15 protein-coding genes are annotated in these 15,614 nt (G+C 58.9%); 6 read left to right on the top strand and 9 right to left on the bottom strand.

The window, feature by feature from the left end:
• Nucleotides 1–101 precede the first annotated feature (101 nt).
• Both AC1RBR_RS12900 and AC1RBR_RS12895 read left to right on the top strand, forming a co-directional pair.
• Nucleotides 102–1,637, top strand: coding sequence for an EAL domain-containing protein (locus AC1RBR_RS12900; protein ID WP_204894711.1), 1,536 nt, complete (start codon nucleotides 102–104; stop codon nucleotides 1,635–1,637).
• 234 nt (nucleotides 1,638–1,871) lie between these two features.
• A complete protein-coding gene (locus tag AC1RBR_RS12895; protein ID WP_095135678.1) occupies nucleotides 1,872–2,237 on the top strand; it encodes a histone-like nucleoid-structuring protein, MvaT/MvaU family in 366 nt (121 codons plus the stop codon).
• Nucleotides 2,238–2,456: 219 nt separating this feature from the next.
• Here the strand turns inward: AC1RBR_RS12895 and AC1RBR_RS12890 are convergent, their stop codons facing one another.
• A complete protein-coding gene (locus AC1RBR_RS12890) occupies nucleotides 2,457–2,975 on the bottom strand; it encodes a DUF4946 domain-containing protein (protein WP_492567235.1) in 519 nt (172 codons plus the stop codon).
• A gap of 139 nt (nucleotides 2,976–3,114) precedes the next feature.
• On the opposite strand from AC1RBR_RS12890, the gene gloA reads away from it, so the two are divergent.
• Nucleotides 3,115–3,636 carry a lactoylglutathione lyase gene (gloA, locus tag AC1RBR_RS12885; protein WP_007963339.1) on the top strand — a complete coding sequence of 174 codons (522 nt, stop codon included), beginning with the start codon at nucleotides 3,115–3,117 and terminating at the stop codon, nucleotides 3,634–3,636.
• A 176-nt stretch (nucleotides 3,637–3,812) separates the two neighbouring features.
• On the opposite strand, the gene ahpF is transcribed toward gloA, so the two are convergent.
• From ahpF to AC1RBR_RS12870, 3 genes are all read right to left on the bottom strand, one after another.
• Nucleotides 3,813–5,375: an alkyl hydroperoxide reductase subunit F gene (gene ahpF / locus AC1RBR_RS12880; RefSeq protein WP_492564757.1), complete on the bottom strand. Its 1,563-nt coding sequence runs from the start codon at nucleotides 5,373–5,375 to the stop codon at nucleotides 3,813–3,815.
• A 132-nt stretch (nucleotides 5,376–5,507) separates the two neighbouring features.
• Entirely contained in the window at nucleotides 5,508–6,071 is a 564-nt protein-coding gene (gene ahpC / locus AC1RBR_RS12875) for an alkyl hydroperoxide reductase subunit C (RefSeq protein WP_003224621.1), read from the bottom strand.
• A gap of 136 nt (nucleotides 6,072–6,207) precedes the next feature.
• Nucleotides 6,208–7,146 carry a site-specific integrase gene (locus tag AC1RBR_RS12870; RefSeq protein WP_253151395.1) on the bottom strand — a complete coding sequence of 313 codons (939 nt, stop codon included), beginning with the start codon at nucleotides 7,144–7,146 and terminating at the stop codon, nucleotides 6,208–6,210.
• Between the two features lie 177 nt (nucleotides 7,147–7,323).
• Between AC1RBR_RS12870 and AC1RBR_RS12865 the strand changes: the two genes are divergently transcribed.
• Nucleotides 7,324–8,340 (top strand): DNA-binding protein, encoded by a 1,017-nt coding sequence (locus tag AC1RBR_RS12865; protein WP_492564755.1) that lies wholly within the window; start codon nucleotides 7,324–7,326, stop codon nucleotides 8,338–8,340.
• On the opposite strand, the gene gorA is transcribed toward AC1RBR_RS12865, so the two are convergent.
• Nucleotides 8,337–9,695 (bottom strand): glutathione-disulfide reductase, encoded by a 1,359-nt coding sequence (gene gorA / locus AC1RBR_RS12860; RefSeq protein ID WP_115989849.1) that lies wholly within the window; start codon nucleotides 9,693–9,695, stop codon nucleotides 8,337–8,339. The genes AC1RBR_RS12865 and gorA overlap by 4 nt on opposite strands.
• A gap of 40 nt (nucleotides 9,696–9,735) precedes the next feature.
• A complete protein-coding gene (locus tag AC1RBR_RS12855) occupies nucleotides 9,736–9,906 on the bottom strand; it encodes a hypothetical protein (protein ID WP_166495687.1) in 171 nt (56 codons plus the stop codon).
• Here AC1RBR_RS12855 and AC1RBR_RS12850 point away from each other — a divergent pair.
• Together AC1RBR_RS12850 and AC1RBR_RS12845 are read left to right on the top strand one after the other, a co-directional pair.
• On the top strand, nucleotides 9,893–12,139 hold the full coding sequence (locus AC1RBR_RS12850; RefSeq protein WP_492564752.1) for a TonB-dependent siderophore receptor: 2,247 nt from the start codon (nucleotides 9,893–9,895) through the stop codon (nucleotides 12,137–12,139). The two genes, AC1RBR_RS12855 and AC1RBR_RS12850, sit on opposite strands and share 14 nt — an antisense overlap.
• A gap of 205 nt (nucleotides 12,140–12,344) precedes the next feature.
• Nucleotides 12,345–12,554: a hypothetical protein gene (locus tag AC1RBR_RS12845; RefSeq protein WP_492564750.1), complete on the top strand. Its 210-nt coding sequence runs from the start codon at nucleotides 12,345–12,347 to the stop codon at nucleotides 12,552–12,554.
• Nucleotides 12,555–12,638: 84 nt separating this feature from the next.
• On the opposite strand, the gene AC1RBR_RS12840 is transcribed toward AC1RBR_RS12845, so the two are convergent.
• From AC1RBR_RS12840 to zapE, 3 genes are all read right to left on the bottom strand, one after another.
• Entirely contained in the window at nucleotides 12,639–13,136 is a 498-nt protein-coding gene (locus tag AC1RBR_RS12840; protein WP_492564748.1) for a GNAT family N-acetyltransferase, read from the bottom strand.
• A gap of 108 nt (nucleotides 13,137–13,244) precedes the next feature.
• Nucleotides 13,245–13,826, bottom strand: coding sequence for a DinB family protein (locus AC1RBR_RS12835; RefSeq protein WP_492564746.1), 582 nt, complete (start codon nucleotides 13,824–13,826; stop codon nucleotides 13,245–13,247).
• 17 nt (nucleotides 13,827–13,843) lie between these two features.
• Nucleotides 13,844–14,962 (bottom strand): cell division protein ZapE, encoded by a 1,119-nt coding sequence (gene zapE / locus AC1RBR_RS12830; protein WP_492564745.1) that lies wholly within the window; start codon nucleotides 14,960–14,962, stop codon nucleotides 13,844–13,846.
• Between the last annotated feature and the right edge of the window lie 652 nt (nucleotides 14,963–15,614).

Here is a 15,614-nt window from a genome sequence, read left to right as displayed (position 1 = left end):
AACGGCCATCTATCATCCCTTCTGACTTCGCTGTTTTTCACCGGTGCGCCGTTGCCAGGCCTGCATTCGAGAGTTCCACCCCATCGCGACAGGATGCGCCAATGCCCTTGACCGTCAGACCCCGCCGCAAACGCAGCGTACGCATTTTTGTGAGCCTGCTTTGTGGTGTTTTGCCCGTCCTGCTAGGCGGCGGGATTCTGTATCTGCAAGCCGGACGCGCCTTGCAACAGAGCACACAAAATACTGCCGAGGAGGCGTTGCGCCAGTTTGAACTGATGCTCGACAACACCGCCCAGGCCGCCAGTGAATTGTTGCCATTGGCCGGTCAGCCCTGCGACAGCGTGAAACTGGCCTTGCGTGAACAGGTGACGCGTCGACCTTTTGTGCGCTCGACCAATCTGGTGTGGGACAACAACCTCTATTGCAGCTCGCTGTTCGGGGAGTTCAAGGAGGCCGTGAACCCGGGCGACTATGCGCAGGGCAAACTGTGGTTGATGAATGGCAACCCCGTCACGCCCAACACCGCGCTGCTGGTGTATCGGCTCAGCGAAGGTCGTGGTGGCGCGCTGACCACCCTCGATGGTTATCACCTGAGCAACATCCTGCGACTAATCGGCCGGCAGACGCTGCTGTTGCTGCAAGTCGGCGATAACTGGCTGTCCGTCGATGGCAAGGTGCATCAAGGCGCCCTGCCGCCATTGCCGGTGGCGCAAAGCATGCTCGCGTCTTCGCGCTATGCCTTCAGTGTCAGTGCAGGCTTCCCGCAGGGACAAACGTGGCGCTACATGGCCGGCGAATACCCGCCGCTGTTCAGCCTGCTGATGTTTTTCGGGGTGATTGCGGGCGCTATCGCCCACGTCCTGCAACGGCGCGCCACCTCACCCAGCCATGAAATGCTGCGCGCGCTGGAGGCTGGCGAATTCATTCCCTACTTCCAGCCGGTGGTGCATGGCGACAGCCGGAAATGGTCCGGTGCTGAAGTGCTGATGCGCTGGAATCACCCCAAGGAAGGTCTGGTGCGTCCGGACCTGTTCATTCCGTTTGCCGAACATTCAGGCCTGATCGTGCCCATGACCCGTTCGCTGATGCAGCAGACTGCCGCCCTGCTCGGTCCATTGTCGGCGGACTTCGACAAACCGTTCCACATCGGCATCAACATCACCGCCAGCCACTGCCAGGATCTGCAACTGGTCGAAGACTGTCGCAAGTTTCTCGCCGTATTTGCCCCCGGCAGTATCAACCTGGTGCTGGAGCTGACCGAGCGCGAGCTGATTGAGCCAACCGATATCACGCACCAGTTGTTCGAGCAGTTGCACACGCTGGGGGTGATGATCGCCATCGACGACTTCGGTACCGGCCATTCAAGCCTGGGCTACCTGCGGACATTCAATGTCGATTTTCTCAAGATCGACCAGAGTTTCGTCGCGATGATCGGCATTGATGCGCTGTCGCGGCATATTCTGGACACGATTATCGAACTCTCGGCCAAGCTCGATCTGGGTATTGTTGCCGAAGGTGTAGAAACTCCGGCACAGGCTGACTATCTGACCGCACACCACGTCAACTTCCTGCAGGGCTATCTGTTCGGAAAACCCATGCCCGGCGCCGACTTCATCGATGCATTAAGTCACCATTAACTAAAAATAAATTAAGCCCGGCGCTGCGACCGGACGCACCAAATTGATACAAAAAACCACTGTTGTTACATGACGACAAGATCAGGATTTACTCTTGGCGCATTAACTACTACAATTTTTTCAGCCTGTGCAAGATTGGCAGGTGAGCCATTATCACCGAGTCGCTTCAAGGCTCTTGGCTTATAGCTTTGTTTGCGGTTGGTATCAGCCAAACACACTATTGGAGTAAAGATATTGTCCAGACTCGCTGAATTTCGTGCAGCTGAAAAGGCCCTTCAGGAACAGCTCAAGCAGTTGGAATCGCTGAAGAACGATGCCGGGCTCAAGAAAGAAATCGAATTCGAAGAAAAGCTCCAGGGGCTGATGAAAACCTATGGCAAAGGCCTGAAAGATATCATCGCCATCCTCGATCCGAACCCGTCCAAGTCCGGCCTGCAAGTATCCGCCGCACCGAAAACCCGCCGCGCTCGCGTGGTCAAGGTCTATCACAACCCGCACACCGGTGAACTGATCGAAACCAAGGGCGGCAACCACCGCGGCCTGAAAGCCTGGAAGGAACAGTACGGTGCTGCCACCGTCGATTCCTGGTTGCGCGGTTAATCTTGCGTCAATAAACAAGCCCTGCTGTACGCAGGGCTTTTTTTTCGACAATATCTAACAAAAGCAACGATTTCCCCCCGCGCTAGTTATCAATTCGCTTTAGCACCCACAAGACGTGAGGCCAAACAATTTGCGCCGGGATGTTGCAGCTGTAACCGCTGCTAAACTTTGTGCTTAATTCCTTCGGGTATCTAATCCTGCCAGAGAGCGAACAGCTACTTAAAGTTTCAAGCTGTTTCTCACTGCTTCTATTTCGTCAGTGCTGGCCTTATAAACCTCCGCCCGGCCCGCGCAGGAAAGTACATAAGCCTTACCCGCCGAGGCCGCAGCGACCAATGTTTGCGACAACACATGTCGGCCGTTTTCAGTGATCGTACAGGTGGTTTCCAGCGCAGCCAAAGAGCCGAGCGTCGCCGGGTGCACCTTGTTGCAAACACTTTGGTAGCCGCCCTGGAAGAAGTCTTTCTGAATAGACTTGCGCATTTCCAGCAGGACACCCTGCACATTGACCTGATGTCCTGCCTCAACCTGGCTCATGGTCAACTCCATCACCATCACCTGATTGCCGTCAGCATCGTTTTTCACCGCGCGCTGGCGCGAAACCTGAGGGGCTTGATCAGGCAGCGCCTCCACTTCCCAGCCTGCAGGCCAGGTGATACTGGGCTGATCCGCCAGCGCCGGAACGGCAAGCAGCGATGAGAAAAGGCAAACGAACAGCGCTTTGAACGGTCGGATCATTACCAGAGGCACTCGCAGATTGAGCAGCAAAGTCTGAGGCCCGGCAGCCCACAGAGCAAGCCGCGCATTCGGTTTGGCGATGTCGCCCCGCATGCGTATCATTGCGCCCATTCACTCGCCCCATTGTTACGGAGGGCCTATGAGCCTGCACGAACTGAACACTTTCCCTGGCGTCACCGCCACTCCAGACAGCGCAACCCGCAACTTCGTCTTCAACCACACCATGCTGCGTGTGAAGGACATCACCAAATCGCTGGACTTCTACACCCGCGTCCTGGGTTTCTCGCTGGTCGAGAAGCGTGATTTCCCGGAAGCCGAATTCAGCCTGTACTTCCTCGCGCTGGTCGACAAGGCACAGATCCCGGCCGACGCCGCTGCTCGCACCGAGTGGATGAAGTCGATTCCCGGCATTCTGGAACTGACCCACAATCACGGCACCGAAAACGACGCCGACTTCGCCTACCACAACGGCAATACCGACCCGCGCGGGTTCGGTCATATCTGCATCTCGGTGCCGGACATCGTTGCCGCGTGCGCACGTTTTGAAGAACTGGGCTGTGATTTCCAGAAGCGCCTGACTGATGGCCGCATGAAAAGCCTGGCGTTCATCAAGGACCCGGATGGCTACTGGGTTGAAATCATTCAGCCTGCGCCGCTGTAACTGTCCACAAATTTCTCCTGTAGGAGTGAGCCTGCTCGCGATAGCGGTGTGTCAGGCCATGATGTTTTGAATGTGCAGCCGCCATCGCGAGCAGGCTCACTCCTACAATTGGATTGTGTCAGGCATAAAAAAACCCATGATCGCTCATGGGTTTTTTTCATTTCAGCGGCTGACGTTTACGCCGGCGCCGAAGTACGAATCAAGTGATCGAACGCGCTGAGGGAAGCCTTGGCGCCCTCGCCCACTGCAATCACGATCTGTTTGTACGGCACAGTGGTCACGTCACCGGCCGCAAAGATCCCCGGGATCGACGTCTCGCCACGGTTGTCGACGATGATTTCACCACGCGGCGACAGCTCGATGGTGCCTTTGAGCCAGTCGGTGTTCGGCAGCAGACCGATCTGTACGAAAATCCCTTCCAGCTCGACGCTACGCAGTTCGTCACTATTGCGATCCTTGTAGCGCAGGCCGTTGACCTTCTCGCCATTGCCAGTGACTTCAGTGGTTTGCGCACTGGTGATCACGGTGACGTTTGGCAGGCTGTGCAGTTTACGTTGCAGTACCGCGTCGGCACGCAGTTGCCCGTCGAACTCCAGCAGCGTCACGTGGGACACGATACCGGCCAGGTCGATGGCCGCTTCGACGCCGGAGTTACCGCCGCCGATCACCGCCACACGCTTGCCTTTGAACAGCGGGCCGTCGCAGTGCGGGCAGTACGCCACGCCCTTGTTACGGTATTCCTGCTCACCCGGCACGTTCATTTCACGCCAGCGCGCACCGGTTGCCAGGATCACGCTCTTGGCTTTCAGGGTTGCACCACTGGCAAAGTGGACTTCGTGCAGCTCGCCGCTTTTGCCGGGAATCAGCTTGTCGGCGCGTTGCAGGTTCATGATGTCGACGTCGTACTGCTTGACGTGTTCTTCCAGCGCCGTGGCCAGTTTCGGGCCTTCGGTTTCCTGCACGGAAATGAAGTTTTCGATGGCCATGGTGTCCAGCACCTGACCGCCGAAGCGCTCAGCCGCAACACCGGTGCGGATGCCCTTACGTGCCGCATAAATCGCAGCCGAAGCACCGGCCGGGCCACCGCCGACCACCAGCACGTCAAAAGCTTCTTTCGCGCTGATTTTCTCGGCCTGACGCTCGATGGCGCCGGTGTCGAGTTTGGCGAGGATTTCTTCCAGGCCCATGCGACCCTGACCGAAGTTTTCACCGTTGAGGTAGATGCTCGGTACGGCCATGATCTTGCGATCGTTGACTTCGTCCTGGAACAGCGCGCCGTCAATGGCAACGTGACGGATGTTCGGATTCAGCACGGCCATCAGGTTCAGCGCCTGGACCACGTCCGGGCAGTTCTGGCACGACAGCGAGAAGTAGGTTTCGAAGCTGAACTCACCTTTGAGCGAGCGGATCTGTTCGATCACTTCGGCACTGGCTTTCGATGGGTGGCCGCCGACTTGCAACAGGGCCAGCACCAACGATGTGAATTCATGGCCCATCGGGATGCCGGCGAAACGCAGGCTGATGTCGGCACCCGGGCGATTGATCGAGAACGACGGCTTGCGGGCATCGGTGCCGCTGTCGATCAGAGTAATTTGGCTCGAAAGACTGGCAACGTCTTTCAGCAGGTCAAGCATTTCCCGGGATTTCGCACCGTCGTCGAGGGAAGCAACGATCTCGATCGGCTGGGTAACCCGTTCCAGGTACGATTTCAACTGGGCTTTAAGATTGGCGTCCAACATACGGGCGATCTCCTGTGTCTTTATTCAAGGCGAAAAAAAGCCCGAGCGAATCTCGCCCGGGCTTTTTCAATGGGCGGTGCAGCTTACTGAAGTAGGTGCGGAGTCCCGCCCTGTGTTGCGTGTCTCACAGACTCAGATCTTGCCGACCAGGTCCAGGGACGGAGCCAGAGTAGCCTCGCCTTCTTTCCACTTGGCTGGGCAAACTTCGCCTGGGTGAGCAGCAACGTACTGAGCAGCCTTGATCTTGCGCAGCAGCTCGGAAGCGTCACGGCCAACGCCGCCATCGTTCAGTTCAACGATTTTGATCTGGCCTTCAGGGTTGATCACGAAGGTGCCACGGTCAGCCAGACCAGCTTCTTCGATCAGCACGTCGAAGTTGCGGGAGATGACGTGGGTCGGGTCGCCGATCATGGTGTATTCGATTTTGCCGATGGCTGGCGAGGTGTTGTGCCAGGCAGCGTGAGCAAAGTGGGTGTCGGTCGAAACGCTGTAGATTTCAACGCCCAGTTTCTGGAACGCAGCGTAGTTGTCGGCCAGGTCTTCCAGCTCGGTTGGGCACACGAAGGTGAAGTCGGCTGGGTAGAAGAACACTACGGACCATTTGCCTTTCAGGTCAGCGTCCGAGACTTGTACGAAGTCGCCGTTTTTGAACGCGGTAGCTTTGAACGGTTTTACTTGGCTGTTGATGATAGGCATTGATGACTCTCCGTCAGGGTTGTGAATTCGATGGGTGAATCCTACCCACTCACTCGACGGATGGCTCATTGGCAAACCTGATGCTGCTGATTTGTTTTCGCTATTAGCAGACTGTATTAATAGAAGAAAACCATATCTACGACGAAGCCGGTTTATCCGTAATCCGAGCCATCCCGTGAAAGGGGCTGGCTTCAACATAGCGCATGGCTGACTTCATATCCTTCCAGCCGACGTAACTCATCAGCGATTTCAGATCCCAGCCGCTTTGATGCGCCCACGTGGCAAAGCCGCGGCGCAGGGAATGGCTGGTGTAACGCTCGGCCGGGATGCCGGCGCGCTCCAGTGCCTGACGCAGCAGCGGAATGATGCTGTTGGCGTGCAAGCCCTCCTCGCTCAGATGGCCCCAGCGGTCAACGCCGCGAAACACCGGGCCGCGCACCAGCGCTGCCTCGGTGATCCAGTCGATATAAGCCTGCACCGGACACAGCTTGAGCAGCGCTGGCGCCTGATACGTCTGCCCGAGGTTGTCGCGATCGCCCTTGCTGCGTGGCAAATACAGGGTGATGCCGCTGCCGGCGTGCGCCTGCACATGCTCGATCTGCAGACGACAAAGCTCATCGCTGCGAAAGCCACGCCAGAAGCCCAGCAAGATCAGCGCCCGATCGCGATAGGCCTTGAGCAGTTGCGGGCGATCCTGATTTTTTCTGGCGTTGCTGGCTTCCTGCTCCAGCCAGTCGACCACTTGTTGCAGATCGTGCAGTTGCAACGGTTCGGCCTGTTTTTCCTGCGCCGGATGCAGTGCGCGAATGCCTTTGAACACTTTGCGCACCACCGGCGCCTTGGTCGGATCGGCAAAACCCTGACTGTTGTGCCACTGCGCCAGCGCTGACAGGCGCAGTTTCAGCGTGTTGATCGACAGCACCCCGGCATGCTCGACCAGATACCGTGCCACGCTGTCGGCGGTTGCCGGCAGGAAGCCGCCCCACTTCACTTCGAAATGCTCGATCGCCGAGCGATAGCTGCGGCGGGTGTTGTCACGGGTGGCGGCTTGCAGATAGCGATCGATGTCGCTCATGGGCAGTGTTCTCGCTGGCGTACTGATTCAGGACTCGGAAAAGCCATTTAAGCACCTGACATTGGGTAATACCAGTATATCCCGCCTGTGATTAATCAAGCATTTAACTTTATTTTCAGCGTGGTACACTGCTTACTTTGGTGGCATGTACCACAGTACGTAATGGTAGGAGTTAAAATGGCCCGTGGTGGCGTTAACAAAGCAGTGGTGCAGATCGCGCGCTCAGCGATTCTGGCCCGAGGCGAACACCCCAGCATCGATGCAGTACGCATCGAACTGGGCAACACCGGTTCGAAAACCACGATCCATCGCTATCTGAAAGAGCTGGATGACGGCAGCCAACCGGTCGAAGCGTCCGCGGAACCGATTAATGACGAACTGACCGCACTGGTCTCGCGTCTCGCCCAGCGCCTGAAAGAACAGGCGCAAGAGCCGATCGAACAAGCGCGCGAGCAGTTCGAAGAGCAGCGCGAAACCCTGGAAGCGGAACTCAAGCAGGTGCGCCAGGCACTTGTGCAACTGGAACAACAGCACGACATTCAAGGCGCGGCGCTGGTCAAGGAATCCGAGGCGCTGAAAGAAACCCGTTCGATGCTGCAGACCGAGCAAACCCGCAACGCCGGACTCAATCAGGCGCTGGCCGATTTCGAGTTGCGCCTGCAGGACAAGGACGAGCAGATCCGCTCGCTGGAAGAGAAACATCTGCACGCTCGCGATGCGCTTGAGCATTACCGCAACGCCACCAAAGAGCAGCGCGAGCAGGAACAGGCCCGTCACGAAGGACAGCTGCAGCAGTTGCAGATGGAATTGCGCCAGGCGCAACAAAGTGCACTGGTGCGTCAGGACGAGATCACTCAGTTGCATCGCGACAACGAACGCCTGCTCACGGAAAACCGTGGCACTCAGCGCGAGCTGAGCCTGATGCAGGATCAGCTCAAGCACAGCAACCAGCGTCAGGATCAGTTGCTGGAGCAAGCCACTCGCGTCGACAACGAACGCACCCTCCTCCAGGAACGCCTGCGCGTGGCCCTGCTGGAAAGTCAGACGCTGAAACAGGATGCCGACGAACAGCGGCAGCTCAATCAGTCACTGGAAAAGGAGTTGACCAAGACTCAGGCCAGCCTCGAGGACAGCCTGCGTCTGGCGGCTACCGTGGCGGCAGCGCCAGACACAGCCAAAGCGAAGGACGCTTAAGCGCCGACCGGCGTACGCAGGGTGACGAACTCTTCGGCGGCCGTCGGGTGCACCCCGATCGTGTCGTCGAAGTCACGCTTGGTCGCGCCAGCCTTGAGCGCGATCGCCAAGCCTTGGACGATCTCTCCCGCGTCCGGGCCGACCATGTGGCAACCGAGGACTTTGTCGGTCTTGCCGTCGACCACCAGCTTCATCAGGGTTTTCTCCTGGCATTCGGTCAGCGTCAGCTTCATCGGGCGGAAGCGGCTCTCGTAAATCACCACCTCGTGACCCGCCTCCCGCGCTTCCTCTTCAGTCAGGCCGACAGTGCCGATGTTCGGCAGACTGAACACTGCCGTCGGGATCATCTTGTAATCCACCGGACGATATTGCTCAGGCTTGAACAAGCGCCGCGCCACCGCCATGCCTTCGGCCAGTGCCACTGGCGTCAGTTGCACCCGACCGATCACATCACCCAGTGCCAGAATCGACGGTTCGCTGGTCTGGTATTGCTCGTCGACCTTGATGAAGCCCTTGTCGGTGAGCTGCACATCGGTGTTTTCCAGCCCCAGGTTGTCCAGCATCGGACGCCGGCCTGTGGCGTAGAACACGCAGTCGGCTTCCAGCACGCGGCCATCCTTGAGGGTTGCCTTGAGGCTGCCGTCAGGCTGTTTGTCGATGCGCGCGATGTCGGCGTTGAACTGCAGATCCATGCCGCGCTTGGTCAATTCTTCCTGCAGATGCTTGCGCACCGAGCCATCGAAACCACGCAGGAACAGATCACCGCGATACAGCAGCGTGGTGTTCGCGCCCAGGCCATGGAAAATCCCGGCGAACTCGACCGCGATGTAACCACCACCGACCACCAGCACCCGTTTCGGCAGCTCTTTGAGGAAGAACGCCTGATTGGAGCTGATCGCGTGTTCGTGCCCCGGAATTTCCGGAATCTGCGGCCAGCCACCGGTGGCGATCAGAATGTTTTTCGCAGTAAAGCGCTCACCGTTGACCTCGACCTCGTGCGGGCCGACGATCTTCGCGTGGGCCTCGTGCAGGGTCACGCCACTGTTGACCAGCAAGTTGCGATAAATGCCGTTGAGGCGATTGATCTCGCGATCCTTGTTGGCAATCAGGGTCGCCCAGTCGAAATTCGCTTCGCCCAGACTCCAGCCGAAACCGGACGACTGTTCGAAGTCCTCGGCGAAATGCGCGCCGTACACCAGCAGTTTCTTCGGCACGCAGCCGACGTTGACGCAGGTGCCGCCCAGGTAACGGCTCTCGGCCACCGCCACTTTCGCACCGAAACCGGCGGCGAAGCGCGCTGCACGTACACCGCCGGAACCGGCACCAATCACATAAAGGTCAAAATCGTAGGCCATTGCTATCTCCTCGGCAGGCCAACAGCATACCCGCCGCCGTCTATTGGGCAAGCGCCGTGAGCAGCTTTTCGCCCGTCTCGGCGAAGTCGGGAAACATCTCCAAATAACAATATTTCTTGTTTGTGACTAAATCGCCGGCCTGCACCTCGTCTTTGAACCAACGGATTTTTTCCCTCGAAGACAAGGAGTCGGCTGCGATGTTCGCGCCCATTACCCGTTCCATGACCCTGACTGTCGGCTTGTTCAGCATGGCGTTGAGTCCCGATCTGCTGGCTGAAACCGATCCTGAAACAGCGCCACAATCCGCCGCCCAGGCGCTGGAACTGGACGCCACCAGTGTCAGCGCCGAAGGCCTCGGCCTCAACACCGAAAACACTGATTCCTATACCACTGGCGCGATGAGCACCGCGACGCGGCTGAACCTGTCGATCAAGGAAACCCCACAATCGGTGTCGGTGGTCACGCGCCAGCAAATGGATGATTTCAAGCTCGGTACATTATCCGAAGCCATGCGCCAGACCACCGGCATCGTCGTCCAGCACAACGATTCGGATCGGGTCAGCTATTCGGCGCGTGGCTACCCTATCAACAATTTCCAGATCGACGGGATGCTCAACACCTTCGGGCGCATGAAGTCGGACTCGGACACCATCATCTACGATCGCATCGAAGTCGTACGCGGCGCGACCGGGCTGACCACAGGTGCCGGCGATCCTTCAGCGACGATCAACATGGTGCGCAAACGCCCGACTGCTCAGTGGCAAGCCCTGGCCGGGGTCAGCGGTGGCAGTTACGACAATTACTACAGCTATGTCGATGTCGGCGGGCCGCTGGCCTTCGATGGTCGGCTGCGCGGGCGCACGGTGCTGGCCTATCGCGACAGCCAGTCGTTCCGTGACAAATACGCGCTGCAACGCGAGGTCGGCTACGGCATTCTCGAAGCTGACCTGACCGACTCCACGGTGCTTGCCGCCGGTTACGACTACCAGGACAAGCAGGTTCAGGGCACCTCCTGGGGCACCGTGCCGTACTGGAACGCCGACGGCAGCAAGGCCGGCCTCGGGCGGTCGACGAACATGGCGACGTCCTGGAGTTCCTGGCCGCTGAAGGACAAGACCGCGTTCGTCACCCTTGACCAGCAACTGGGTTACGGCTGGAAGCTGAAGGCCGCCTACACCCACCGCGAAAGCGATACCGACGGCAAGGTCTATTACGGCGGCGCCGGTTATCCCGAAGCCGACCGCAGCGGCATGACGGCCTACATGGGACACATGCTCGGCACGCAGAAAATGGCCGTCTACGACTTCAACCTGTCAGGGCCGTACCAGTTGTTCGGCCGCGAACACGAGATGATGTTCGGCTATGGCGAGGCGGAAAACCGCTCCACCTCACCCTACGCCTTCAACAGTCCCCAAGCCGCCGACTACAGCAAGATCCGCGACTGGAAATACATGGGCGATATCGGCAAATTCGCCGACACCGTTACCAGTCTGCCGGGTTCGCGTGGCATCACCCGGCAGAAAGCCGGTTATCTCGCCACCCGTCTGAGCCTGACCGATGAGCTGCATGCGGTAATCGGCAGCCGCTATGGCAGCTGGGACGAATCCAGCACCGATTACTACTATGATGCGCAGCAAAAACTGACCAGCACCGATGCCACCCATCAACGCCAGAATGATATCTGGACACCCTACGCCGGCCTGCTTTACGACCTGACGCCGGAGTACACGGTTTACGCCAGCTACACCGACATTTTCAAACCGCAGAGTAGCCGCGACAGCAACCGCAATTACCTCGATCCGGTGGTTGGCAGCAACTACGAAGTCGGGCTCAAGGGCAGCCTGCTCGACGAACGCCTGAACCTGGCGACGGCAGTCTTCTGGAGCAAGCAGGACAACGTCGCCGAGCGCGACAACTCGGTACCGCCAGACCCGGTGAGCGGCGAGGAGTTTTTCAAGTCCGGCGGCAAGGGTAACAAGGTCAATGGCTTCGAGGCCGAAGTGTCCGGGGAAATTCTCAGCGGCTGGAACATGACCGCCGGCTACACCTACACCCACTCAGTCGACGGCGAAAAACAGCGCAGCAACACCGCTCAACCACTGAACATGCTGCGGCTGTCCACGGCCTATCGCCTGCCGGACAACTGGCACGCACTGACCGTGGGTGGCGCGGTGAACTGGCAGAGCGATGTCTACGGCGCGGCCAACCGCCCGGTCGGGCGCGACGCCAACGGCCGGATTATCACCGAGCGGTCGCGGATCAATCAGGAGGCCTACACCGTGGTCAAGCTGATGTCGCGCTATGAATTCGACAGGCATCTCTCGGCGTCGCTCAATGTCGATAACCTGTTCGACAAGAAGTATTACGACAACGTCGGCTTCTACAACGGCGTGTACTGGGGCGACCCGCGCACAGTGACGCTGAGCCTGGACTGGAAGCTCTGAGCGCACCGGTCCAACAAAACCCCTGTAGTGAGGGGATTCATCCCCGATGGGTCGCGAAGCGGCCCCACTCGCAAGGTGACGCGCAATGCGTCACCAAATCCCCTCACCACTGCTGTTAACCCCGAGTTAATTCCCCGACGGGACACTGTGTCCCGAGATCTGCTTCATGGACGAACGGCTCCCACGTTTTTCAGTAGGAGGCACCATGAAAACCACTACCATCATTCTCGCCGGGCTCCTCGCCCTCGGTTCCGCCAGCGCCTTTGCCGAGGGCGGCGCCGAACGCATGCGGCATTACTACGACAACTTCCCGGTTCACCACGCGCCAAGCGAACAGCCGACCGACAGCAAAGCCACGGAGCTGAAGGTTCCGGACGATCAGACCGCGCAAGTCACCGAGACTTATCGCAACTGATTCACCGAGCAACCGATGGACCTCCGATGGCTCCGCTCTGGCCTCGGAGACGACAGTTGGGCGCCCTGTTTGGGGCGCCTTTTTTTATACCTGCAGATCCTTGATCCAGAACAGCATGCGGCCATGTTCCGGGTCGAACATGCCGGGGGCGAAGCCGAACTTGCGGTAGGAGTTCTGTGCCACCTCGTTGCCTTCGAGCACTTCCAGAGTGATCTTGCAGCAGCCGCGCTGGCGGGAAATCTCTTCGACCTTGCGCAGCATTTTCTGGCTCAGGCCGAGGCCGCGAAATTTCGAAATCACCGCCACGTCATGGACGTTGACCAGCGGCTTGCAGGCAAACGTCGAGAAGCCTTCAAAGCAGTTCACCAGCCCGGCCGGCTCACCACCGACGAACGCCAGCACGCTGAACGCGTGAGGCCTGCGGGCAAGTTCTTCAGGCAGGCGGCGCAGCAGCTCGGGGTCAAGCGAATAGCCGCCGCCCATGGGATCTTCTGCGTAGTGATTGAGCACGATGCCGATGGCCTCGGCATGCACTGGATTGCTGTAACTGGCTTGCAGCACAAGAATTTCTGCGGAATCCATTTCCATCCCCGATCATGGCCCCGGCGTGCAAGGTGCGCGCCTGAAAGGCTGCTCGACCTTACCGCGAGGATGTTGCGGGCCACAACCGGATCTTTTGATTTCCAGGCTTCAGCGTCCCCAGATCAGCTCTTCCGTCCAGCCCAACTCGGCAAAATCCTGAGCACGCAACCCGCTCTCGCCGACGCAGAAAAACTCATCCAGTTGCGGCGGTTTTACCGAGGTCGCGCTGAGCATCGCATGCACCTGCCCCCGGTGATGGATCTGATGCTCGAACAGGTGCGACAGCATACGCAGGCGACTGTCATGCTGCGGCGTTTCCCGGGCGATAGTGACGATCCGCCCCAGATCGGCATCGCGCAGTTGCTCGCAATAAGCGATCAACCGGCGGTCAACCTGCGCCTGCTCTTCACGCAGCGCTGCGGCCTCGGTAAATGGCTCGTCACGGTTGAAAAACACATAGCAGTCGGGATGCGGCTCGTCACCGCGCAACTCGCGTTCCAGAGCGTCGACGTAGAACCAGTCGCAGGTGAGGATGTGATTGAGGGTGAGGCGAATGCTCGGAAAAAAGCTCACTCGTGGCGCCGCCAGCTCAGTGGCGTCGAGCTGATTCCAGGCTTTGCCGAGGCGATGATTGGCCCACGCGTTCTGGTAGGCCATGGTCAGTAAATGATGCGACAACGGTTGACTCATGCTCGCGCCCTCTTCGCTCAGGATTCGGCAAAACGCTGCAGCTGCATCTCCTGCAAACGGCTGAGGGTACGCCGGAACGGGAACTCCAGATAACCCTCGGTGTACAGCGCCTCCATCGGCACCTGCGCCTCAATGTACAGCGGGACTTTACGGTCATAGCACTCGTCGACCAAGGCAATGAAACGACGCACGCCGTCGTCGTGCACCGACAGTTGCGGCAACTCACGGTCGCCGGCCACCACCTGCGCCGAGCCGTCCTCCGTGCCGCGAGCGATGCGCCCTTCGCGTTTCTGCGCGCTGAGGTTCGGCACTTCGCTCAACAGAATAGACCGATAGCTGTCGCACAGTGCGATGAAATCCATCGCGGCAAATGGTTGCTCGCAGAGATCGGCGTAGCGGCACCAGAGCACCGATTCGCTGGCCTGCACCACGTTCAATATGCGATGACCGACGGGTACCGGCTCCGCACTGGCGGGCTGCCCGGCATTGAGCGACTGGAACACTTGCTGCAGCGCACTGTCCTGCCCCGGCGCCGCGACAAAATAACGCTGCAGACCCGCGCCCGGATGCAGGCGATGATCCTCGGCGCCGTTCACCGCCACCACTTGCATGTGCGCCTTGATCGCGGCAATCGCCGGGACAAACCGGTCGCGGTTGAAGCCGTCGGCGTACAGCTCATCCGGCGGCAGGTTGGAGGTGCAGACCACCACCACGCCTTCGTCGAACATCACCTGAAACAGCCGACCGAGGATGATCGCGTCGCCGATGTCGTTGACGAACAGTTCATCGAAACACAGCACCCGCACTTCCGCCGCCAGCTCTTTGGCCAGCGCTCGCAGCGGATCGGCGATCCCGGTCAACTGGAACGAGCGCTGGTGCACCCAGCCCATGAAATGATGAAAGTGCTGCCGTCGGGCCGGCACCCGCAGGCTCTGATAGAACTGATCCATCAACCAGGTCTTGCCGCGCCCCACCGGGCCCCACAAGTACACGCCAGTGACCGAACGGGCACCGGTGTGCAAGGCTTCATGGCATTTTTGCAAAGCCCAGACCGCGTGCTCCTGGGCTTCATCCTGGATGAAACCCTTGTGCTCGATCGCGTGCTGCCAGGCGCTTAGGGGGGAGTCGAAAGTCATGCGCGGCAGTATGCCACGAAGCAGGGAAATACTGCCCTGGCAGGAACTGCCTGAAACACAGATCCCCGTGGGAGCGGGCTTGCTCGCGAAGGCGTCAAGTCAGCCAACATCATCGTTGAATGACACACCGCTTTCGTGAGCAAGCCCACTCCCACATGGGTTTTGTGGGGGGCAAAGATCGACTGTATATCTCGCGACCTCAAAACAGCGTGCAGCAACTGCCTGGAATACAACCTCCTGTGGGAACGGGCTTGCTCGCGAAGGCGTCAGGTCAGCCAACATCATCGTTGAATGACACACCGCTTTCGTGAGCAAGCCCACTCCCACATGGGTTTTGTGGGGGGCAAAGATCGACTGTATATCTCGCGACCTCAAAACAGCGTGCAGCAACTGCCTGGAATACAACCTCCTGTGGGAACGGGCTTGCTCGCGAAGGCGTCAGGTCAGCCAACATCATCGTTGAATGACACACCGCTTTCGTGAGCAAGCCCACTCCCACATGGGTTTTGTGGGGGGCAAAGATCGACTGTATATCTCGCGACCTCAAAACAGCGTGCAGCAACTGCCTGGAATACAACCTCCTGTGGGAACGGGCTTGCTCGCGAAGGCGTCAGGTCAGCCAACATCATCGTTGAATGACACACCGCTTTCG

Source organism: Pseudomonas sp. GW823-FHT01D03, from assembly GCF_058798255.1.
Note: the sequence above shows the minus strand (reverse complement) of the source record. Positions and strands in the feature narration are given on the sequence as shown.